The sequence below is a fragment of the Methylobacterium sp. E-012 genome, from assembly GCF_057836545.1.
On sequence record NZ_JBYQEY010000001.1, the window covers coordinates 5930269 to 5951045 of the forward strand.

General features: G+C 62.1%; 15 protein-coding genes. 6 read left to right on the top strand and 9 right to left on the bottom strand.

The genetic code is table 11. The annotated features are described in order from the left end of the window. Positions 1-40 precede the first annotated feature (40 nt). On the top strand, positions 41-1378 hold the full coding sequence (locus AC3IF1_RS28485) for a pentapeptide repeat-containing protein (protein ID WP_243973204.1): 1338 nt from the start codon (positions 41-43) through the stop codon (positions 1376-1378). A 10-nt stretch (positions 1379-1388) separates the two neighbouring features. Here AC3IF1_RS28485 and AC3IF1_RS28490 read toward each other — a convergent pair whose 3' ends face one another. Then, the gene (locus tag AC3IF1_RS28490; RefSeq protein ID WP_243973206.1) at positions 1389-1859 is read right to left on the bottom strand and encodes a MarR family winged helix-turn-helix transcriptional regulator; all 471 of its coding nucleotides are present in this window, start codon (positions 1857-1859) and stop codon (positions 1389-1391) included. Positions 1860-1976: 117 nt separating this feature from the next. Then, positions 1977-3413 (bottom strand): L-seryl-tRNA(Sec) selenium transferase, encoded by a 1437-nt coding sequence (selA, locus tag AC3IF1_RS28495; RefSeq protein ID WP_489220497.1) that lies wholly within the window; start codon positions 3411-3413, stop codon positions 1977-1979. Between the two features lie 230 nt (positions 3414-3643). On the opposite strand from selA, the gene AC3IF1_RS28500 reads away from it, so the two are divergent. Next, positions 3644-5074, top strand: coding sequence for a mannose-1-phosphate guanylyltransferase/mannose-6-phosphate isomerase (locus tag AC3IF1_RS28500; protein WP_489220282.1), 1431 nt, complete (start codon positions 3644-3646; stop codon positions 5072-5074). A gap of 164 nt (positions 5075-5238) precedes the next feature. Then, positions 5239-6252 carry an SDR family oxidoreductase gene (locus tag AC3IF1_RS28505; protein WP_489220283.1) on the top strand — a complete coding sequence of 338 codons (1014 nt, stop codon included), beginning with the start codon at positions 5239-5241 and terminating at the stop codon, positions 6250-6252. Positions 6253-6521: 269 nt separating this feature from the next. Here AC3IF1_RS28505 and AC3IF1_RS28510 read toward each other — a convergent pair whose 3' ends face one another. From AC3IF1_RS28510 to AC3IF1_RS28540, 7 genes are all read right to left on the bottom strand, one after another. After that, positions 6522-7859 (bottom strand): oligosaccharide flippase family protein, encoded by a 1338-nt coding sequence (locus AC3IF1_RS28510; protein WP_489220284.1) that lies wholly within the window; start codon positions 7857-7859, stop codon positions 6522-6524. A 632-nt stretch (positions 7860-8491) separates the two neighbouring features. Next, the gene (locus AC3IF1_RS28515; protein ID WP_489220285.1) at positions 8492-9331 is read right to left on the bottom strand and encodes a glycosyltransferase family 2 protein; all 840 of its coding nucleotides are present in this window, start codon (positions 9329-9331) and stop codon (positions 8492-8494) included. A 624-nt stretch (positions 9332-9955) separates the two neighbouring features. Next, positions 9956-11578, bottom strand: a complete 1623-nt coding sequence (locus tag AC3IF1_RS28520) for a hypothetical protein (RefSeq protein ID WP_489220286.1) — start codon at positions 11576-11578, stop codon at positions 9956-9958. Positions 11579-12490: 912 nt separating this feature from the next. Then, entirely contained in the window at positions 12491-13282 is a 792-nt protein-coding gene (locus AC3IF1_RS28525) for a sugar transferase (RefSeq protein WP_489214878.1), read from the bottom strand. Between the two features lie 1481 nt (positions 13283-14763). Further along, positions 14764-14949: a hypothetical protein gene (locus AC3IF1_RS28530; RefSeq protein WP_489214880.1), complete on the bottom strand. Its 186-nt coding sequence runs from the start codon at positions 14947-14949 to the stop codon at positions 14764-14766. Between the two features lie 108 nt (positions 14950-15057). Beyond that, complete coding sequence (locus tag AC3IF1_RS28535) at positions 15058-15288, bottom strand: hypothetical protein (RefSeq protein WP_243965135.1); 231 nt, start codon at positions 15286-15288, stop codon at positions 15058-15060. A gap of 88 nt (positions 15289-15376) precedes the next feature. Then, positions 15377-16105: a sugar transferase gene (locus AC3IF1_RS28540; protein WP_489214882.1), complete on the bottom strand. Its 729-nt coding sequence runs from the start codon at positions 16103-16105 to the stop codon at positions 15377-15379. 1001 nt (positions 16106-17106) lie between these two features. On the opposite strand from AC3IF1_RS28540, the gene AC3IF1_RS28545 reads away from it, so the two are divergent. From AC3IF1_RS28545 to AC3IF1_RS28555, 3 genes are all read left to right on the top strand, one after another. After that, the gene (locus AC3IF1_RS28545) at positions 17107-17346 is read left to right on the top strand and encodes a Wzz/FepE/Etk N-terminal domain-containing protein (protein WP_489220287.1); all 240 of its coding nucleotides are present in this window, start codon (positions 17107-17109) and stop codon (positions 17344-17346) included. Between the two features lie 450 nt (positions 17347-17796). Beyond that, entirely contained in the window at positions 17797-17982 is a 186-nt protein-coding gene (locus tag AC3IF1_RS28550) for a hypothetical protein (RefSeq protein ID WP_489214880.1), read from the top strand. A 1481-nt stretch (positions 17983-19463) separates the two neighbouring features. Then, positions 19464-20255, top strand: coding sequence for a sugar transferase (locus AC3IF1_RS28555; RefSeq protein ID WP_489214878.1), 792 nt, complete (start codon positions 19464-19466; stop codon positions 20253-20255). Positions 20256-20777 lie beyond the last annotated feature (522 nt).

Here is a 20777-nt window from a genome sequence, read left to right on the forward strand (position 1 = left end):
TGCTCTGGCGTGATGCCCTGCGCTCCGGCAAGGAACGGCGATGGATCAGCCGACACCACCGGACGCGCAGGCAGACAAGCGGCTGTGCAACCTTATGGACCGGATCGCGGCGGGCGCGCCCGTCCGTGAGCCGGGCCTCGACCTCTCGCATCTGCGCGCCGGGACCCTCGCGCCACACGCGGGGGATCCGGAATCCGGCGGTCTCCCCCTCGCTGATGCGGATCTGTCCAAGGCCCGCATGGAGGAGGCGGATCTCTCGGGGGCGAACCTGCGCGGGGCCAACCTCACGGGCGTCGTGGGCCGCTCGACTCGGTTCGCGGGGGCGATCCTGGAGGCGGCGGACCTGTCGGACGCCGATCTGTCGGGGGCGGATTTCACCGGCATCGTCGCCGGACAGGTGAAGTTCGCCGGCGCCATGCTGGAGGATGCCCGCTTCGGGAAGGCCGCGATGCGCTTCGCCAACCTGTCCGGGGCGCTCCTCGACGGGACGGACTTCGCGGAAGCCGACCTCTGGGGGGCGGATTTCACCGGGGCAGATGCCGACGACACCGTGTTCCGGGACGCGCGCCTCGACGAGGCCAAGCTCGCCGACGCGAACCTGACCCACGCGGATTTCGCCGGCGCCAGCCTCGCGAAGGCGACGCTGGCGGGCTCGCGCCTGCGCGGGGCGAACTTCACCGGGGCGAAGCTCGATGGGGCGGATCTCTCCGGCGCCGACCTGTCGGACACCGACCTCGTGCGGCTGAACCTCGCCACATGCAGCCTGCGGCATGCCCGCTTCTCCGGCGCGTGGCTCAATGGAACGCGGATGAGCGTCGAGCAGCTCGGCGGTGCCGTGGGCGAGGAGGTCGTGGGCGCCTACGAGGCCGCGCAGACGAGCTACCTCGCCCTTGAGCAGAACTGGAAGAGCATCGGCAGCCACGACGCGGCGAGCTGGGCCTACAAGCGCGGCCGCCGGATGGGCCGGTTCCACGCCGGCCGGCAGGCCCGCGACGCCTGGAACGGGCGCGACTGGGCCGCGGTCCTGCGGCACGGCTACCGCTGGAGCGCCGACCGGTTCGTCGAGTGGCTGTGCGATTACGGTGAGAGCCTCTCGCGCATCGCCCGGGCCTTCGCGCTGCTGATCGTGGTGTTCGGCGGCCTCTACGGGCTGACCGGCGGCCTGATCATCCTGGAGGGGCCGGAGGCGGGGCCGACCTACAATCCCCTCGATCTCCTGAGCTACAGCGCCCTCAACATGATGACCGCGAACCCGCCGGAGATCGGCCTCAAGCCCACCGGCCGCGTCACCAACCTGCTGGTCGGCCTCGAAGGCGCGGTCGGCATCATCCTGATGGGGCTCTACGGGTTCGTCCTGGGCAACCGCCTGCGCCGGTGAGGGCCGGCCCTCACTCGTTGTCGCTGAGCCGCTCGATCACGAGGCTGAGATCCTTGCGCAGGGCCCGGATCTCGGGCTCGCTGAGTTCGAGCTGGCACATGACGCTCTGGCGGACCGAGACGGCCTCGGCGCGCAGCGCGGCGCCCGTCGGCGTCAGCGCGATCTCGACCTCGCGCTCGTCCGACTGGCGGCGGGTGCGCAGCAGGAAGCCCGCGCTCTCCAGGCGCTTCAGCACGGGCGTGAGCGTGCCGGAATCGAGGCGCAACCGCCGGCCGATCTCCGAGACGGTGACGCCGTCCTGCTCCCAGAGCACCAGCAGCACGAGATATTGTGGATAGGTGAGACCGAGCCGCTCCAGGAGCGGCCGGTAGGATTTTGTCATTCGGTGCGCGGCCGCGTAGAGCGCGTAGCATAGCTGATTGTCGAGGAGGAGCGGGTCCGTCTCGCGCTCAACCTCCGCCGTGTCGGCAGTGTACACCATGTCGTTCGCCTATCGCGGTCCAGGCACCGCCATTCTCGACCGCGACCGCGGGCATCCCGTTATACCACAACCCATGAAGCCGGCGCACGAGCTTCAATCGCGCAATTCATTTCCCGACTAATCCTCTGCGGTTCGTGACCCCGCCGTGGGCGGCACGACCGACGCCAAGCTGGCGAGGAGACCGGCCTCGTCCTCCAGCGTGCGCAGGTCGAGGAGGATCGCGTCGTCGCTGATGCGGCCGATCACCGGTACGGGCAAGGCGCGCAGGCGCTCCGCGAGGCGCTTGCACCGCCCCCCGGCGCCCCGGCGCGCGGCCCCATCAGCCGGGGTCAGGACCAGGGCGGCGCTGGGCAGGGTCTCCACCGGCAGCGCCCCGGACCCGATCTGGCTGATGCAGTCCGTGACCGAGACACGCGCCCAGCCGGCAACGCGCTCGGCCACCGCGGGGGCGAGGCGCTCGGCCTGCGCGGTGATCCCCGCGCGATCCCGGGTGAGCAGCCGCAGGGTCGGCAATTCCTCGGCCAGCCGCTCGGGGTGGAGATAGAGGCGCAGCACGGCTTCGAGGGCCGCGTAGGTCATCTTGTCGACCCGCAATGCCCGCTTCAGCGGATTCTTGCGCACGCGGGCGATCAGGTCCTTCCGGCCAGCCACGATGCCGCACTGGACCGCGCCCAGGAGCTTGTCGCCGCTGAAGGTCACGAGGTCGGCCCGCTCGAGGGCTCCCCGGACGGTGGGCTCAGGCGGCAGGCCATAGGCGGCGAGATCGACGAGGCTGCCGCTGCCCAGATCTTCGGCCAGCGGCACGCCGCGCGCGCGGCAGAGGCCGTGCAGGTCGGCCGGGTCGGCGGCAGCGGTGAAGCCCGCGATGGCGTAGTTGCTCGGATGCACCTTCATCACGAGGCCGGTGCGCGGGCCGATCGCCTCGGCGTAATCGCGTAGATGGGTGCGGTTGGTGGTCCCGACCTCGCGCAGGCGGCAGCCGGCCCGCACCATCACATCCGGGACCCGGAACGAGCCGCCGATCTCCACGAGCTCGCCGCGGGAGACCACGACTTCCTTGCGCATGGCGAGGGCGTTCAGCACCAGCAAAACCGCCGCCGCGTTGTTGTTGACGACAACCGCGGCCTCGGCGCCGGTCAGGCGGCAGATCAGACCCTCGACATGGTCGTCCCGCTCGCCCCGGGCGCCGGTCCCGAGATCGAATTCGAGGTTGCTCGCCTGCACCATCACGGCGGCCACCGCCTCTGCGGCCGAGCGCGGCAGCAGCGCGCGCCCCAGGTTGGTGTGCAAAACCGTGCCGGTCAGGTTGAAGACCGGCCGCAGGGAGGGGCGGCGCTCGGCGGCGAGCCGCCCGGTCGCTTCCGCCCGGATCGCCGCCTCGTCCGGCACGGGGCCACCTTCGGTCCGGATGCGGGCGAGCACGGCGCGGATCGCCTCGGTGAGGGCTGTGCGCCCGTAGACCGCGAGATCCTCCGGCGCGGCGCCCCCGAGGAGACGTTCGACCGCCGGGATCCGGCGCGGGTTCTGCGTCGCGTCGGCGGTGGCCGGACGGATCTGGGGGGGGAGCTTTTGGCGGATGACGGCATCGTGCGACCAGAGATAACGATCCGCCTGCTTCAGGCCAGCCCGATACGCCGCGGATAATACGCGCAGGTTGTTCCATTCCCGGGCCGACGTTAAGGGCAGATCCAGAAAACGGCGGGCGACCGCATTCAGCACGCTTGCGGGGTGGCCCGGACCGGGCAATCACGCCGTCTTGCACACCTCCAGCGGGAGACGCCGCCATGTCCCGATCTTCTGCCCCGATCCACCCGATGATCCTGTGCGGCGGGACGGGGACGCGGCTGTGGCCGGCCTCGCGGGAGAGCATGCCCAAGCAGTTCGCCCGGCTGGTGGATGCGCAAGCCTCGACCTTCCAGGCGACCCTGGCGCGGGTGTCGGACGCGGCGGTGTTCGCCCGGCCGACGGTGATCGCCTCGGCCGAGGCCCGGTTCATCGTCGCCGAGCAGCGCGACCAGCTCGGGCTTTCCGCCGACATCCTGCTCGAGCCGCAGGGGCGCGACAGCGCCGCCGCCGTGGCGGTGGCCGCGCTCCACGCCGGGGCGCGCGACCCGCAGGCCGTGGTCCTGATCATGGCCGCCGACCACGTCGTGCCCGACACCGCCGCCTTCGTCGAGGCGGTCGCCCGTGCCGCCGCCGGGGCCCGGGCCGGCTACACCATGACGCTCGGCATCGAGCCCGACCGGCCGGCCACCGATTACGGCTACATCCGCCGCGGCGAGCCGATCCCCGAGGCCCCGGGCGCCGCCCGGGTCGCCCGCTTCGTCGAGAAGCCCGACCGGTCCGGTGCCGAGGCGCTGATCACGGAGGGCGCCCTGTGGAACTCCGGCTACTTCCTGTTCCGCGCCGACCTGATGCTGGCCGAGCTCGAGGCGTTCGCCCCCGAGGTGCTGGCGGCCGCGCGCGCGGCCCTGGAGGCGGCGGTGACCGACCTCGACTTCGTGCGGCTCGATGACGAGGCCTTCGCGAAGGCGCCCAAGATCTCGATCGACTACGCGGTGATGGAGCGGACCGCCCGGGCCGGGGTGCTGCCGGTGTCGTTCCCGTGGTCGGATGTCGGCACCTGGGACGCGGTCTGGCAGGTGCTGGAGCATGACGATGCCGGCAACGCCGTGCGCGGCCGGGTCTCGCTGATCGGGACGCGGAACAGCCTCGTGCACAGCGAGGGCGGCGGGCTGACCGCGGTGGTCGGCCTGGAGGACGTGGTGGTGGTGTCCACCCCCGACGCGGTGCTGGTGGCGTCCAAGGCGCATTCGGGCCAGGTCAAGGAGCTGGTCAACGCGCTGCGGGCGGCCGGCGAACCGGAGGCGGACGCGCATCTGCGGATGTACCGGCCCTGGGGCTGGTACCAGCGGATCGACATCGGCGAGCGCTTCCAAGTGAAGCGGATCCAGGTGGTGCCGGGGGGGCGTCTGTCGCTGCAGAAGCACTTCCACCGGGCCGAGCACTGGGTGGTGGTGCGCGGCACCGCCGAGGTGACGATCGACGATCGGGTGGTTCTGGTCCACGAGAACGAGGCGATCTACCTGCCGATCGGCTCGATGCACCGGCTGGCCAACCCGGGCAAGATCCCCCTGGAGCTGATCGAGGTCCAGGTCGGCTCCTACACCGGCGAGGACGACATCATCCGCGTCGAGGATATCTACGGGCGCTAGGGCGCCCTCCGCCGGAGTGGACACCGGCGCTCAGCGCCGGGGCGGGGCCGCCCCTGCGACGCGATCCCCCCGGGCGTGCCCGGAACATGCCGCGCCCCCGATCGATAGCCGAATGCATGACCGCCGCCGGCGGCGGACGCGCATCGAGGCATCGGGGAAGACCCATGAAGCACAAGCCGCTCCGCGAGCAGGTCGTCGTAATCACCGGCGCGTCGTCGGGCATCGGCCTAGCCACCGCCCGCATGGCCGCCGAACGCGGGGCCCGGGTCGTCCTAGCGGCGCGCAGCGGCGACGCCCTGGCGCGCATCCAGGTCGAGATCGAAGGCGTCGGCGGCAAGGCGATCCACGTCGTTGCCGATGTCGGCACCCGCGCGGACGTGCAGGCGGTCGCCGACCGGGCCGAGGCGACCTTCGGCGGTTTCGACACCTGGGTGAACGTGGCCGGCGCCTCGATCTACGGCCGGCTGCGCGAGATCAGCGATGCGGACCACGAGCGCCTGATCCGGACCAACTTCTGGGGAACGGTGTTCGGATCCCTGGTGGCGACGGAGCATCTGCGTCAGCATGGCGGCGCGCTCATCAACGTCGGCAGCATCGCATCGGATTTGGCCTTCCCGTACCAAGGCATGTACGCGGCCTCGAAGCACGCCGTGAAGGGCTTCACCGACGCCCTGCGCATGGAGCTGATCTACGAGAACGCGCCGGTCTCGGTCACGCTGATCAAGCCGGCCTCGATCGATACGCCCCTGCCCCAGCGGGCGCGCAACTACATGGATCGGGAGCCGAGCCTGCCGCCGCCGATCTACCCGCCCGAGGAGGTCGCGAACGCCATCCTGCATGCGGCCGTGCGCCCGAAGCGCGACATCGTCGTGGGGGGCGCCGGCAAGGCCTTCACGGCGGGCAAGGCGCTCGCCCCCGGCGCATACGATCACATCTCCGCCGCGATCGTCGCCCTGCAGAAGCGCGGCATCCCACCGCGCAATTCGGACGGCGCCCTGCATGCGCCGGTGCCGGCCGGGATCACACGCGGCGACCCGCCGGTCCCCGTCATGCGGACCAGCGCGTACACGCGGGCAAGCCTGCACCCGATGGCCGCGGCGGCGGGGCTCCTGGGCCTCAGCGCGGTCACCGCGCTGGCGATCGCCGGCGGCGCCGCCAGTCGTCGACGGCGCGGATAAATACCGGCCTCACCCGATCGACCGCCGGGCATCGATGCGGACCGGTCCCGGATAGGCGAGTCGTTCCGCTGCCGCGCGTCCAGCCGTCATAAGACACATGGAGGAGGAGATGGCTCAGCCAACACTTCGGAAGACGTCACCTGAAGATTTCGCCGGCCGCCTCGTCAGGCGGCCAGCCGACCTCACCCACCATCTGACCCGAAATAACAGTTGATCTGGTTCACCGCACGATCAGCCGCCGTCGCATCCACGCTTTTGAACGAGCGGACTTATAGCCCCGATCGGAATGTTATCGGGAACTGTAAAAGCTTTCTCTTTAGATCCTGAAAGCGCCCAAAGCGCCAAATTTCGGTCGCGCCGGAGGGGCGAGCGCTCCAGATATCACGCCACAATCCACTCCTTATGGTCACAATCACCGTCATCACAGCGATCGCGAATTCGGCGATCACGCGGCTTATGGCCATACCCATCGCACCATTGCCCGGCGTCAAAACCAACGCACAGACCAGATTGACGGCACCGCCAATGATCGCGATCGACGTTACGGAGAAATCCTTCCTCGCCGGCAGAAGCAGGAGCATGCTCAAGCAATAACTGATGGTCCCGAGCGGAAGCGTCAATCCGAGCACGGAAAATATGCGCCCCGCTTCGCCATAGCTATGTCCCAAAAAAATATTCATGATGAATGGTCCTAGAAACAGGACCACGATGGATGCCAGAAACGAACCGACCGTGAGCAGAAATGTCGTGCGCTTGAGCAAAGCGTAAGCTTGGTCCGGGTTGCTCCGGAGTTCTCGCGTCATATGCGGCAACAGCAAGGTCGAGAGGGGATTCAGGAGTTGCAAACCCGCATTGATCAGCTTGTCGGCCGGCCCGAAGAAGCCGACCTGATCGGGGGTCGACAGCCACCCGAGCACCAGACCTGACGCGGCCGTATAGGCTGCGACCGCACCGGTGAGAACGAAGATGGCGCCGCCGCCGCGAAGTGCGCCTATCGCAGACGCCCAGGACGCGATTCTTACCTTAACATCACGAGCCAACATAACACCCGTGATACACAGAGTTAACAGCGACGCTAAGACGTAGAACAGAATGACATAGATATAAGCGTCCTCACTATTAACGAAACTTACTATGAGTATAATATTCAATATTTGCGCCACCAACTCGATTTTGACCACCAGCGCCATTCGCCCAAGGGCCCGAAAATACCACAGCAGGTTCGTTCCCTGGAGGAGGCCATAGACGATCGATAATCCACCGACCATTGGTGCATTGCGCAGCACCGGCGAGCTGAATATCGTAAATAAACCAAAGGCGATCGCCGGAACCATGAGGATCAGCTTGGCCGTCAAGATTGACGATACGACTTCGTCAATCTTAGACACATCGTGCGCGGCAAGATCGCGGGTCCCGGACACGTTAAAACCGAATTCGACAATCAAACTGACGAGCGTCGCCATTGACAGTCCCACGAGCACGATGCCGTAGCGTTCCGCCCCGAGCTGCCGCGCGAGCAGGGGAATAATGATTAGCGGAAACACATACCGAGATATATGAGCAAAATAGAGAAGCGCACCGTCAGTAAAAAGCTTACGCTCGCGCATTACCCGTCCCCATTCGTATCGCCCTGTCGAAAACCATAAACATCATTCATCTCGTGCTCAAATCGAAACCGATTCCATGACGACACGCAATACGAGGACCACTTCCCATATCCCAGCTCAAATTTGGCTCGACATCTTATCGTTAGATAAATGTTTTATTTGAGGCGAATATCAGTGCTGGTACCCACGGTCGATCATGGGCGAACAGGTTGTCGACCACCGCCATTAGAGGCGCACCGGAGACCGTTCACCGGCAGCGTCGCAGGTCCGCACCAAGATGAGGGGCCGCCGAAAGCTGAATTCAAAAGTATTTCTTTTTGACATGCCTTGTCGTCACTCTTGTAGTCGCCCGCTTGACAGATCAAGGGATCATTTGCACGATCTTCAGCATAATTGAAAGTCGTTTTGTATTACATAATTGTGTTGACGCCGATATTTAAGACCGAAAATATTACGTAGGACGGCAGAACATTTAACGTCCTTCAGGGATAACCAAGCAACTTCTATTCAATACCTGCCTTACTTCCGCTCTTGCATCCAAGTCAGGGCAGACATGCACGTAATTATATCAGAAGAGAAATTTGTAGATGCCCCAGTAAGATGAATTAAAAATCTTTGCGACGGAATTTATTTTATACCGCCCGGACCTTGTTCTTGATCTTTGAAAACAAAGCTATGCTACCGATACGCAGTGTCCAATAATAAACCCGCAGAAATCGGATCAGCAGCACGGAACGCGGAAAGCTTTTCGTTTGATACAGAGCCTTCTGAAGATTGCATTGATTCCTGAACCAACGGATTACACTTCGCTCTTGGATGCTGCCGCTATGCCCGCGATACAGCACCAACTCCTTTTCGATGCCATAGCCAGGAACGACTTTTAAAAAGCGCGCAAAAAATTCGTAATCTTCGCCTTCGCGCAGTTTGGGCGACTCGTTAAATAATTTCATATCATCCAGCCGCTTGCGCCTGATCATAATTGTCGACGGGTAGATATTGTTGCCCAACGACATCAAAAACCAAAACAGCGATATCTTTTTGCGATACCCAATCGACGGTTGTTCAATCTTGTTGCCCTCCGCGTCGATCACCCCCGCCGCCGTGAAGCAAAAGTCTATCCCGCGTCGTTCCATAAACTCGACCTGGGTCATCAATTTTTCCGGCAGCCATAGATCATCATCGTCGCATAACGCTATAAATTCACCTCTCGCACGCCGCATGCCAAAGTTTCGCACGACCGATGGTCGCCCGGCAAACTCGCAAGGCACATATGTGACGCGAGGATCTTGCAGCGCCTGGATGCAATCTTGGGCATCTTGTTGATGGCCGTCAGCAACGACAATGAGTTCAAAATTTTGGTACGTTTGTGCCCGGATCGCCTCGACTGTTAATTTAAGGAACGGCACGCGCTTCCAAGTTGGTATGACGATCGATACAAGCGGGAGGTCGGCGCTACAATTAACGTGGTTCATCAAATTAAACCGAAGAGCTGCTAAAGATTTCCAGATCGATTAGTTGATTTGGCGACGCTTCGCAACCATGCAAGAAAACATCGCGGATGATAACCGGATCGCGCACTGCTTAGACGGCTTTGAGAAGAAGCGCGATCGAAGCTGTGTGTTCTTGCATCAAGACATTCTTACGCCCAGTGTTCCGCCGGCAGAGGGCATCCGGTGCATGCCTCGGGGTGAACGGTGGGATCGATCCCGGACTGGTCCAGATCCTCGGCGCAGGTCTTTGGGCTAGGCCCCCGGTCCAGGCGTCAATTCGGAGTTTTGCCACACGTGGCCTTGAGATGTGCGGCGGGGCTGTAGACCATGACGGCGATGAGGATATGCGACTTCGGATCATCAGATCTGGGGAGGCTGACGTTCTCGATGGGCGCATCCTTGATCGTTCTGTTCGTGCGCCCCGGATATCCCATCGGATCAAGACCCTGAGGGACTGAGCGAGCGATGCTCGCTGCGGACGCGATCGGCGTTAAATGGTTCGAAACATCGGGGGCGAGCTACTATTGCAGCCGGTTCGACTGGAGTAGGGTGTGACCGTCGCGTCTGTGCTGCTAACGGCGTCTGATCAGCACGCACAAGAGCGATCTACATATCGGCGGGGGACGGGCCCATAACAATAACAACACCCGAACCCGAGAAAACGAGACGTGCCTGACGTAGGAAGCTCGGCGGAATTGTAATATCGATTTTTTTGGCAATATCCCCCGCAGTCACAGGCTCCGGCAATTCACTCCAAATGACGTGATCAATCCACAACATAGATTCGCAGCGTCCGCTGCCTGATAGATCCAGTTTCGATCCGCTCGTCAATACTTTTAGCGGGAAACCGAAGCGTTGAGCTTCTTTATGGTAGGCCCAGTCAATGACTCGGTCTAAGTTCGGTACAAAATAAGAAGCCTTGTATTCGACGGCTAAGATCTCGGACGAGCCACATTCATTGAACTGCGATCGAATGAAGGATGCGGCACCATCCCAACCTTGGTCGAGACCGTGTGAAATTACAGTGACACTATAAACCAGCGCTCCGTTCAGCAAAAAAATATTAAATATTCGGCGGTGGCGGCAAACGGTATCCGCAATAACGGCGGCGACGATCGCGACAGTCGTAACGGCAATGGACGATAGATAACGCGCAACAAATATCTGAGGGCGATAGACATTTATGAGCAACAAGATCAGTGAAGCGAGGGCAAGACCGGATGTCATCGTAATAATAAATATTTTACGATCAGCGTGCGCGCTGGGATGATCAAATTCGATTTCATTTTGGTTAGATAAGGATCTCTTATGTCCGCTAATACCAAAATACTTCGATGTAGACATGATTAAAATTACGACCACGACAAGATTGAAGCAAAAACTTTTGCCGATTAACCCAATCAATATTTTAACAGCGGTAGGAAGACTAACGATCAGCCAGAATGTTCCTGATATCCGTTCGAGAAAAGAATTCTGGGCGATAAACCAAGCGAGGAGTGGCGCAGACGCGAAAACACCTGCCGTCAATAGGAGTTGAAACCAATTCTTTTGCCGCCGGACCAACATACCGACGCCAGCCGTCGCCACAATGCTCGTTACCACGACCGTCGTAACATAATGTATATTTAGGCAGAGGAGTATTAGAATGCATACCGAAACAGCAAGAACACTGTGATCCCGTATCCGCCCCGCTTTCTCCATCATCAAAATAGAATGCAAACAGGCGATCAAACTTATTACACAGCATATTTGGGCAAAATACGATCTGATCTCAGTTATGTTGTATGCAACGACCGGTGATGTAATCGCCATAACCGTGAAAACGGTCGTAAAATTTTTGCTCCGAGGGTATTTTCTGCAAATTGCAATGACGAACAGAACGGTTATAAATAATGGAATTAAATTCACGAGGCGACGGGTTAATACCGAGTCACCAATCAGCGGCTGGGCGAGCCAATTCAAGGCGACAAAAAGGGGTGGGTGAACGTCAATCAGCCAGCGATCTCTCACCGTTTCCGCCAAGGGTAGATCGTGTTTTGAAAGCCATAGCGTCCAGAATTCATCCAGCCATGGGCCGCGCTGCCAAGCGGCCCATATCGTCAGACTTACAATAAGGAAGAATATTAAGCCATTCTGTACAGTGATAAGCCGAACAGGCCGCTCTTGGCTGTCATCTTGCAGCCAGATCTGTAAATTCGATGGCCTCATGGCCAATCGTTTAATCGTCATTTATGGATCTTCCGGGCTGGCAAGTCTCTGATCCTTCTGCCTGCGTTCACATGTGGGCGCTTCGGTTGATGAGCGCGAAGCCCTTGATGTGAACACTCAATGCCGATCACTTGAGGTTATGTTGGGGACGGTTTTACACTACGGCTTTTAGCAAGGTTCGTACCATTTGCCGCTCTACAATAATCAGTTCTGCTTCGGACGTCGATGGCTCAAGGGAAGATCCCTCCGAATCAGCAGGAGCAAGATAAAAGTCGGCCAATGCTTCGATCATAAGCAAAGGAAAGGTTAAGATTTCGACGCGCTCGATCAGTCGGCGCTAAGGGCCCGGCCGATTTATCTACACTGTTCGGAAGAAGGTGCTTCTCGACGATGCAGGAGCTGTGTGCTGCCAGGGACTGCAAATAATGACCGGGAGCGCTCCCTCAACTAACCGGCCGCGCATGGGGTCGTATCTTGCCGCACCGGACCCATTTTGAGAGACGAATCGCCGTTACGAGAATACACTTGCGCGTCACTCACTATGATGACCGCCCCGAGGGTGTATTCTCTAAATAAAGCGAACGACTGGCAAACAGGAAATATGGTCGATATAGTCCGAGAATGTCGTTCTCGCGGCCGCGTTTGAACACACCCATCCAAAGTACTATATTACACCCCAAATGGGGGCGTAGACATTTTCTTCGTTAGAGATGCGACACGCATTCCTTCGGCGCATCTGTCACGTACGGAGTGATCCATCAACCGCCAGATGGTGCAGCTGTATGAATGGAACAACGGCGGCACCTGATCCGGAATGGTACTCGTTTCCCGATCCACCGGCCGCGATCGATGTCAGTTCCTGACGCGCTGATCGATCGGCCTCCCCGTTAGGAACGCCAGGAGTCATTCACATCGAACCGCGGCGCGCGTGCCTCAGCGGCTGCCGCGCTGGGCCAGCACCGCCGGGACGGTGCGCAGCATGATCGCCAGGTCCCGGCGCAGGCTCCAGCGGCTGGCGTAGTCCAGGTCGAGCGCAACGCGCTCGGCGTAGCTCGTGTCCGAACGCCCCGACACCTGCCACAGCCCGGTCACCCCGGGCGGGACGGCAAAGCAGGTCGGAAACGCCCGGCCGTAGCGGGCGACCTCGGCCGGCACGATCGGGCGCGGACCGACAAGGCTCATCTCGCCGCGGAGCACGTTCCACAGCTGCGGCAGCTCGTCCAGAGAGGTCTTGCGCAGCACCTGGCCGATCGGCGTGATCCGCGGATCGTTGGTGAGCTTGTGGGTCTCGGCCCACTCGGCTCGCGCCTGCGGGTCGGTCGCCAGATGCGCGGCCAGCACCGCCTCGCCGTCGGTAACCATCGAGCGGAACTTCAGGCAGCCGAAGCCGCGCCCGTCCCGGCCCAGGCGCATGTGGCGGAAGATCGGCGCGCGCCCGTCCCCGGCCCAGACAAGGCCGGCGATGAGCAGGAGAAGCGGCAGCAGCAGGAACAGCGCGGTGGCGGCCACGCCCACGTCCAGCGCGCGCTTGGCCGCCCAGTTCAGGCGCAGGCCACGGGCCACGAACGGCGTCGCCGGAAGCACCGTGACGCCCACGGCCTCGGCAGCCCCGCTCACCTGCCCGACCAGATGGCCGGTCACGTGCTCGGCGACCTCCGTCATCTCAACCAGACCGTGCGCCGCAACAAAGTCGGCGGACGCGGCAGGCTCGGCACGAGTCAGCATGGTCTCAGCTCCTTTGGCGAGCCCAATGGCGAACGTTAATGATTGGTTATTGCGCCGCTCATAATCTGATATTTCCGGGTCGGCAACCCCGATTTTGGGAAAAATCATAGATTAGAGCAGGTTTCGCTAGGGCGGCGGGCATCCATTAGGCTTGATTCGGACACGCTGATGCCACCGATACGGAAACCCGCCCGGTAGTTTCTACTGATACGTATTAGTTATCCGGCTGTCTGATCAGCGCAGCCGGGATTTGACGACTCGGCGAAGCCTCGCGTCGCGCAGGGTCCTGAACGCATCACATGGGTGGCCAAAGCCGGCCGGGTGCGTACGATGCGATCGCTATTGCACCGCGACAAACCCCAAACGGTCGAAGGGCCAAAACCGTTGCAACGCCGCGCGACCGTGCAACACGGTCTGCGAAACGGCACGCCATCGGCGCGCGCGGCGTGAAAACCGGTCGGCACGGGGCGAGACGTCAGATCCCCCGGCTCAGCTTGCCTGGACATACGACGGGAAGGGCGCGGAGAACGCCGTTGGTGCGACCTTCGGGATGCTCGACCCGCTTCGGCAAGCCGACACCCTCGTTATCGGCTGGGATCGCGAGCCGGTCCGTTTTCTCAGGCATTCTGCGTCGTATCGGGCCGGACGACTGCCAAAACGGCCACTTCAGAAATCGCTGTTGCGAAGGGTGCACCTGGACGATCCCGGGTCCTTGTCGGACCACAGCATCGTGCCGGATACCGGAACCGGCACGATGCTGTAGGTTTTTAATTGTGCATCGTTTTTTCCGAAAGCCGGGGACCGCCTTTCGGGACGAAGCTCCAGTTCGGGGCCCGCGCTCCGAAACCCGGGTCTGCCTTCGGTCATGCGAACGCCGCTTCGTCGGCTGGGATGCAGGGAGGTCGGAGACGCGCTCGCGCTGGATTGGAGCCTGCGTCAGTCGCAGGCCTGATCCACGTTTTAACCCAGCCTGATACCGAACCTGGAAGAGCCCGACTGATCCGGGGGAGTGCGCCCGACGGCAGGACGACGGCCGTCCTCCAAACCTCCGAGATCTAGGAGACATGGCATGACGCCGTGGAAGGTAACGTCGAACGTCCCGGGAGCGAGGGTCAGGATGAATGCATCTCGCTCTCCGCGTCGGTGCGGTCACGATGATCTATGGCAATGCCGGCGCCCATCTGCTCGCATCGGCGGAGCCAGGCCGATCCCGTGCGCGCGTCCGGATTTGAAATGTGGCTGTCTGCGACATCCTAGAGAGCGCTCGGAATGCGCCCTCAGCGGCCTTTGGCCGACCTTCCTATAATTCGGGCCGTAGGTATCGGCACCGGCTCTGAACGGCGCCCGTAACACCGCAGGACGAATGCGACGCGCCGCCTCTGGAGCCGTTTTCGAGCGCGTTGCAATCGCAAACCGCTCTAAACCTTTGTTGTGACGCGCGCTCTTGCGCCGAAACGGTGCCCACGTCCGTGGAGAGCGCTCTAGCCGGTGAGCCGTTGGAACAGCAACACCAGGATCCAACCTAGGAAGCCTGTCCAGGTCACGACCACGAGCAGCACGGTGATCAAGATCGCGACGGTGCCGTAGCGCGCGAACAATCGCTGGCCCAGACTGCGTCGACGACCCGACAGCTTCAAACTGTCCTTACCGTTTTGAGACGAATCCATGGCCCCAACCCTCGCACACAGGTTGAGACGCAATGACCTGTCCTGACAGCTCGCGAAAGCCGGACCGCCTTCGAGATCGGTGAATGTGATGAGCGAGCCCGGTGGGATTCATGTTTCGCCGCGCATGGGTCTCATGAGGGCGCCGAGCAGGAAGCCGAGCTGACCGCAAACGAGCAGGGTTAGGCCGCGGCGCATGCCACCACCGGCGCTGAGATGATGGACGTACACACCGTAGGCCAGTTCGGTGGCCACCACCGGCAGAAACGCAAGGAGCCACCACACCGAGCCGAACCGCCCCAGACCCAGCCCGAGCAGCGCGTTCAGCAGCAGACCCTTCATCGCAGCCCGTCCCCGTCCAAGCCCGGGTCAGGTGGTAAACCGATCCCGCCCCCCGCGCCATTGCGGCTGATTCCGCGACGCGCGTGTCTCAGCGGCTGCCGCGCTGGGCCAGCACCGCCGGGACGGTGCGCAGCATGATCGCCAGATCCCGGCGCAGGCTCCAACGGCTGGCGTAGTCCAGGTCGAGCGCAACGCGCTCAGCGTAGCTCGTGTCCGAGCGCCCCGACACCTGCCACAGCCCGGTCACCCCGGGCGGGACGGCAAAGCAGGTCGGAAACGCCCGGCCGTAGCGGGCGACCTCGGCCGGCACGATCGGGCGCGGACCGACAAGGCTCATCTCGCCGCGGAGCACGTTCCACAGCTGCGGCAGCTCGTCCAGAGAGGTCTTGCGCAGCACCTGGCCGATCGGCGTGATCCGCGGATCGTTGGTGAGCTTGTGGGTCTCGGCCCACTCGGCCCGCGCCTGCGGGTCGGTCGCCAGATGGGCGGCCAGCACCGCCTCGCCGTCGGTGACCATCGAGCGGAACTTCAGGCAGCCGAAGCCGCGCCCGTCCCGGCCCAGGCGCATGTGACGGAAGATCGGCGCGCGCCCGTCCCCGGCCCAGACAAGGCCGGCGATGAGCAGGAGAAGCGGCAGCAGCAGGAACAGGGCGGTGGCGGCCACGCCCACGTCCAGCGCGCGCTTGGCCGCCCAGTTCAGGCGCAGGCCACGGGCCACGAACGGCGTCGCCGGAAGCACCGTGACGCCCACGGCCTCGGCGGCCCCGCTCACCTGCCCGACCAGATGGCCGGTCACGTGCTCGGCGACCTCCGTCATCTCAACCAGTCCGTGCGCCGCAACAAAGTCGGCGGACGCGGCAGGCTCGGCACGAGTCAGCATGGTCTCAGCTCCTTTGGCGAGCCCAATGGCGAACGTTAATGATTGGTTATTAAGGCGGTTTGTAGCGACCAAAACTTGTTTTGACAAGCAGGTCGTCAAAGCTTTTGACCTTAGAATTGAGGTCAAGAAGGGCCAAAAGTGAGGCCATCGGCCCAAGACAATCGCGGACACAGGACCGGCAAGTCAAATACACGGCGCGGCAGAAACTACGTAGATGGATCGGTTTTATTCGCATACGTCGGACACATTGGAAAAATTACTATCGCAAGAAGCATCTATCCCGACCCCAGAGCTCTTGGGGCATGGGGATTTGATTATTTTTTAGAAAATACAGTCCGATTTTAATTCACGATCGATGGCTAGCTGGATGAACGTCATCTTACACCAGCATCGAGAACGACGCCGACGCTATGATGTCGTTGCGCCGTGGACGTGTGAGCAGATGCGAGATAGCCCGTCACAAGGCGGCGCGATTTGCCGAGTTGACGCCACCGCGTCGCCTCCGAGACCCATGGACTCGATGCATCGCATACCAATCGCCACCGATGACTCACGGCCGAGCACAACCCCAAAAGCGGACGCACCTGGTCAGGCACTGCGGCGCGGGGACCGATACAGCGTCGGCTTATTCAATAGCATCGCGAACCGGGCGGACCACGCCACCTCCGCAACCGCCGATATCTGTGACCGACAGCGCGAACCGCCCCCAAAGACCGCCCTGGTTGCTATGCACCATAAAATTGGCTATACTGGCTTTTACAACACAATCTTTATAGTAATGTGTCAATATTAATCCAAAAATCCGATCCGCTGGTGACCTTGCTGTTCCGGAAACATGTGCCTTCAGGATGATCTGTGGCCGATAAATCGCGAAGATCCGATACTAGAGATATGAGTGCTCGCACAATTTGCTTTAATCGCTCACTGGACCGAGTCGGATGCTAGACAAGACACAAATCTTCAAATCCGATCCACTACAGGAGAGCAGAAGCCGCGATCGACGGCATACTGGCCTGGAGGATTTATTTGATTTTCTGCTGAAATGGGCGCGCGTTATTGGCGGAAGCGCCATTCTTTTCGCGCTTCTAGCATTCATATACGTGCATCTCTCGCCTCCGGACTTTGTGGCGTCTGCGCAGATACTTATCAACCCGCCACAGCCGCAGCAGCTCCTGTAGACGGGCTATCTCGCATCTGCTCACACGATCCCACGGCGCAACGACATCATAGCGTCGGCGTCGTTCTCGATGCTGGTGTAAGATGACGTTCATCCAGCTAGCCATCGATCGTGAATTAAAATCGGACTGTATTTTCTAAAAAATAATCAAATCCCCATGCCCCAAGAGCTCTGGGGTCGGGATAGATGCTTCTTGGGTGGCCACCGAACTGGCCTACGGTGTGTACGTCCATCATCGGTCAGCGCCGGTGGTGGCATGCGCCGCGGCCTAACCCTGCTCGTTTGCGGTCAGCTCGGCTTCCTGCTCGGCGCCCTCATGAGACCCATGCGCGGCGAAACATGAATCCCACCGGGCTCGCTCATCACATTCACCGATCTCGAAGGCGGTCCGGCTTTCGCGAGCTGTCAGGACAGGTCATTGCGTCTCAACCTGTGTGCGAGGGTTGGGGCCATGGATTCGTCTCAAAACGGTAAGGACAGTTTGAAGCTGTCGGGTCGTCGACGCAGTCTGGGCCAGCGATTGTTCGCGCGCTACGGCACCGTCGCGATCTTGATCACCGTGCTGCTCGTGGTCGTGACCTGGACAGGCTTCCTAGGTTGGATCCTGGTGTTGCTGTTCCAACGGCTCACCGGCTAGAGCGCTCTCCACGGACGTGGGCACCGTTTCGGCGCAAGAGCGCGCGTCACAACAAAGGTTTAGAGCGGTTTGCGATTGCAACGCGCTCGAAAACGGCTCCAGAGGCGGCGCGTCGCATTCGTCCTGCGGTGTTACGGGCGCCGTTCAGAGCCGGTGCCGATACCTACGGCCCGAATTATAGGAAGGTCGGCCAAAGGCCGCTGAGGGCGCATTCCGAGCGCTCTCTAGGATGTCGCAGACAGCCACATTTCAAATCCGGACGCGCGCACGGGATCGGCCTGGCTCCGCCGATGCGAGCAGATGGGCGCCGGCATTGCCATAGATCATCGTGACCGCACCGACGCGGAGAGCGAGATGCATTCATCCTGACCCTCGCTCCCGGGACGTTCGACGTTACCTTCCACGGCGTCATGCCATGTCTCCTAGATCTCGGAGGTTTGGAGGACGGCCGTCGTCCTGCCGTCGGGCGCACTCCCCCGGATCAGTCGGGCTCTTCCAGGTTCGGTATCAGGCTGGGTTAAAACGTGGATCAGGCCTGCGACTGACGCAGGCTCCAATCCAGCGCGAGCGCGTCTCCGACCTCCCTGCATCCCAGCCGACGAAGCGGCGTTCGCATGACCGAAGGCAGACCCGGGTTTCGGAGCGCGGGCCCCGAACTGGAGCTTCGTCCCGAAAGGCGGTCCCCGGCTTTCGGAAAAAACGATGCACAATTAAAAACCTACAGCATCGTGCCGGTTCCGGTATCCGGCACGATGCTGTGGTCCGACAAGGACCCGGGATCGTCCAGGTGCACCCTTCGCAACAGCGATTTCTGAAGTGGCCGTTTTGGCAGTCGTCCGGCCCGATACGACGCAGAATGCCTGAGAAAACGGACCGGCTCGCGATCCCAGCCGATAACGAGGGTGTCGGCTTGCCGAAGCGGGTCGAGCATCCCGAAGGTCGCACCAACGGCGTTCTCCGCGCCCTTCCCGTCGTATGTCCAGGCAAGCTGAGCCGGGGGATCTGACGTCTCGCCCCGTGCCGACCGGTTTTCACGCCGCGCGCGCCGATGGCGTGCCGTTTCGCAGACCGTGTTGCACGGTCGCGCGGCGTTGCAACGGTTTTGGCCCTTCGACCGTTTGGGGTTTGTCGCGGTGCAATAGCGATCGCATCGTACGCACCCGGCCGGCTTTGGCCACCCATGTGATGCGTTCAGGACCCTGCGCGACGCGAGGCTTCGCCGAGTCGTCAAATCCCGGCTGCGCTGATCAGACAGCCGGATAACTAATACGTATCAGTAGAAACTACCGGGCGGGTTTCCGTATCGGTGGCATCAGCGTGTCCGAATCAAGCCTAATGGATGCCCGCCGCCCTAGCGAAACCTGCTCTAATCTATGATTTTTCCCAAAATCGGGGTTGCCGACCCGGAAATATCAGATTATGAGCGGCGCAATAACCAATCATTAACGTTCGCCATTGGGCTCGCCAAAGGAGCTGAGACCATGCTGACTCGTGCCGAGCCTGCCGCGTCCGCCGACTTTGTTGCGGCGCACGGTCTGGTTGAGATGACGGAGGTCGCCGAGCACGTGACCGGCCATCTGGTCGGGCAGGTGAGCGGGGCTGCCGAGGCCGTGGGCGTCACGGTGCTTCCGGCGACGCCGTTCGTGGCCCGTGGCCTGCGCCTGAACTGGGCGGCCAAGCGCGCGCTGGACGTGGGCGTGGCCGCCACCGCGCTGTTCCTGCTGCTGCCGCTTCTCCTGCTCATCGCCGGCCTTGTCTGGGCCGGGGACGGGCGCGCGCCGATCTTCCGCCACATGCGCCTGGGCCGGGACGGGCGCGGCTTCGGCTGCCTGAAGTTCCGCTCGATGGTTACCGACGGCGAGGCGGTGCTGGCCGCGCATCTGGCGACCGACCCGCAGGCGCGAGCCGAGTGGGCCGAGACCCACAAGCTCACCAACGATCCGCGGATCACGCCGATCGGCCAGGTGCTGCGCAAGACCTCTCTGGACGAGCTGCCGCAGCTGTGGAACGTGCTCCGCGGCGAGATGAGCCTTGTCGGTCCGCGCCCGATCGTGCCGGCCGAGGTCGCCCGCTACGGCCGGGCGTTTCCGACCTGCTTTGCCGTCCCGCCCGGGGTGACCGGGCTGTGGCAGGTGTCGGGGCGTTCGGACACGAGCTACGCCGAGCGCGTTGCGCTCGACCTGGACTACGCCAGCCGCTGGAGCCTGCGCCGGGACCTGGCGATCATGCTGCGCACCGTCCCGGCGGTGCTGGCCCAGCGCGGCAGCCGCTGAGGCACGCGCGCCGCGGTTCGATGTGAATGACTCCTGGCGTTCCTAACGGGGAGGCCGATCGATCAGCGCGTCAGGAACTGACATCGATCGCGGCCGGTGGATCGGGAAACGAGTACCATTCCGGATCAGGTGCCGCCGTTGTTCCATTCATACAGCTGCACCATCTGGCGGTTGATGGATCACTCCGTACGTGACAGATGCGCCGAAGGAATGCGTGTCGCATCTCTAACGAAGAAAATGTCTACGCCCCCATTTGGGGTGTAATATAGTACTTTGGATGGGTGTGTTCAAACGCGGCCGCGAGAACGACATTCTCGGACTATATCGACCATATTTCCTGTTTGCCAGTCGTTCGCTTTATTTAGAGAATACACCCTCGGGGCGGTCATCATAGTGAGTGACGCGCAAGTGTATTCTCGTAACGGCGATTCGTCTCTCAAAATGGGTCCGGTGCGGCAAGATACGACCCCATGCGCGGCCGGTTAGTTGAGGGAGCGCTCCCGGTCATTATTTGCAGTCCCT

Excerpts from the sequence above, each read along its gene's own strand:
- AC3IF1_RS28515 (WP_489220285.1), bottom strand. The coding sequence starts at position 9,331 with ATGAACCACGTTAATTGTAGCGCCGACCTCCCGCTTGTATCGATCGTC.
- AC3IF1_RS28525 (WP_489214878.1), bottom strand. The coding sequence starts at position 13,282 with ATGCTGACTCGTGCCGAGCCTGCCGCGTCCGCCGACTTTGTTGCGGCG.
- AC3IF1_RS28485 (WP_243973204.1), top strand. The coding sequence starts at position 41 with ATGGATCAGCCGACACCACCGGACGCGCAGGCAGACAAGCGGCTGTGC.
- AC3IF1_RS28555 (WP_489214878.1), top strand. The coding sequence starts at position 19,464 with ATGCTGACTCGTGCCGAGCCTGCCGCGTCCGCCGACTTTGTTGCGGCG.
- AC3IF1_RS28490 (WP_243973206.1), bottom strand. The coding sequence starts at position 1,859 with ATGGTGTACACTGCCGACACGGCGGAGGTTGAGCGCGAGACGGACCCG.
- AC3IF1_RS28545 (WP_489220287.1), top strand. The coding sequence starts at position 17,107 with ATGCTAGACAAGACACAAATCTTCAAATCCGATCCACTACAGGAGAGC.
- AC3IF1_RS28550 (WP_489214880.1), top strand. The coding sequence starts at position 17,797 with ATGGATTCGTCTCAAAACGGTAAGGACAGTTTGAAGCTGTCGGGTCGT.
- AC3IF1_RS28505 (WP_489220283.1), top strand. The coding sequence starts at position 5,239 with ATGAAGCACAAGCCGCTCCGCGAGCAGGTCGTCGTAATCACCGGCGCG.
- AC3IF1_RS28500 (WP_489220282.1), top strand. The coding sequence starts at position 3,644 with ATGTCCCGATCTTCTGCCCCGATCCACCCGATGATCCTGTGCGGCGGG.
- AC3IF1_RS28520 (WP_489220286.1), bottom strand. The coding sequence starts at position 11,578 with ATGACGATTAAACGATTGGCCATGAGGCCATCGAATTTACAGATCTGG.
- AC3IF1_RS28535 (WP_243965135.1), bottom strand. The coding sequence starts at position 15,288 with ATGAAGGGTCTGCTGCTGAACGCGCTGCTCGGGCTGGGTCTGGGGCGG.
- AC3IF1_RS28510 (WP_489220284.1), bottom strand. The coding sequence starts at position 7,859 with ATGCGCGAGCGTAAGCTTTTTACTGACGGTGCGCTTCTCTATTTTGCT.
- AC3IF1_RS28530 (WP_489214880.1), bottom strand. The coding sequence starts at position 14,949 with ATGGATTCGTCTCAAAACGGTAAGGACAGTTTGAAGCTGTCGGGTCGT.
- AC3IF1_RS28540 (WP_489214882.1), bottom strand. The coding sequence starts at position 16,105 with ATGACGGAGGTCGCCGAGCACGTGACCGGCCATCTGGTCGGGCAGGTG.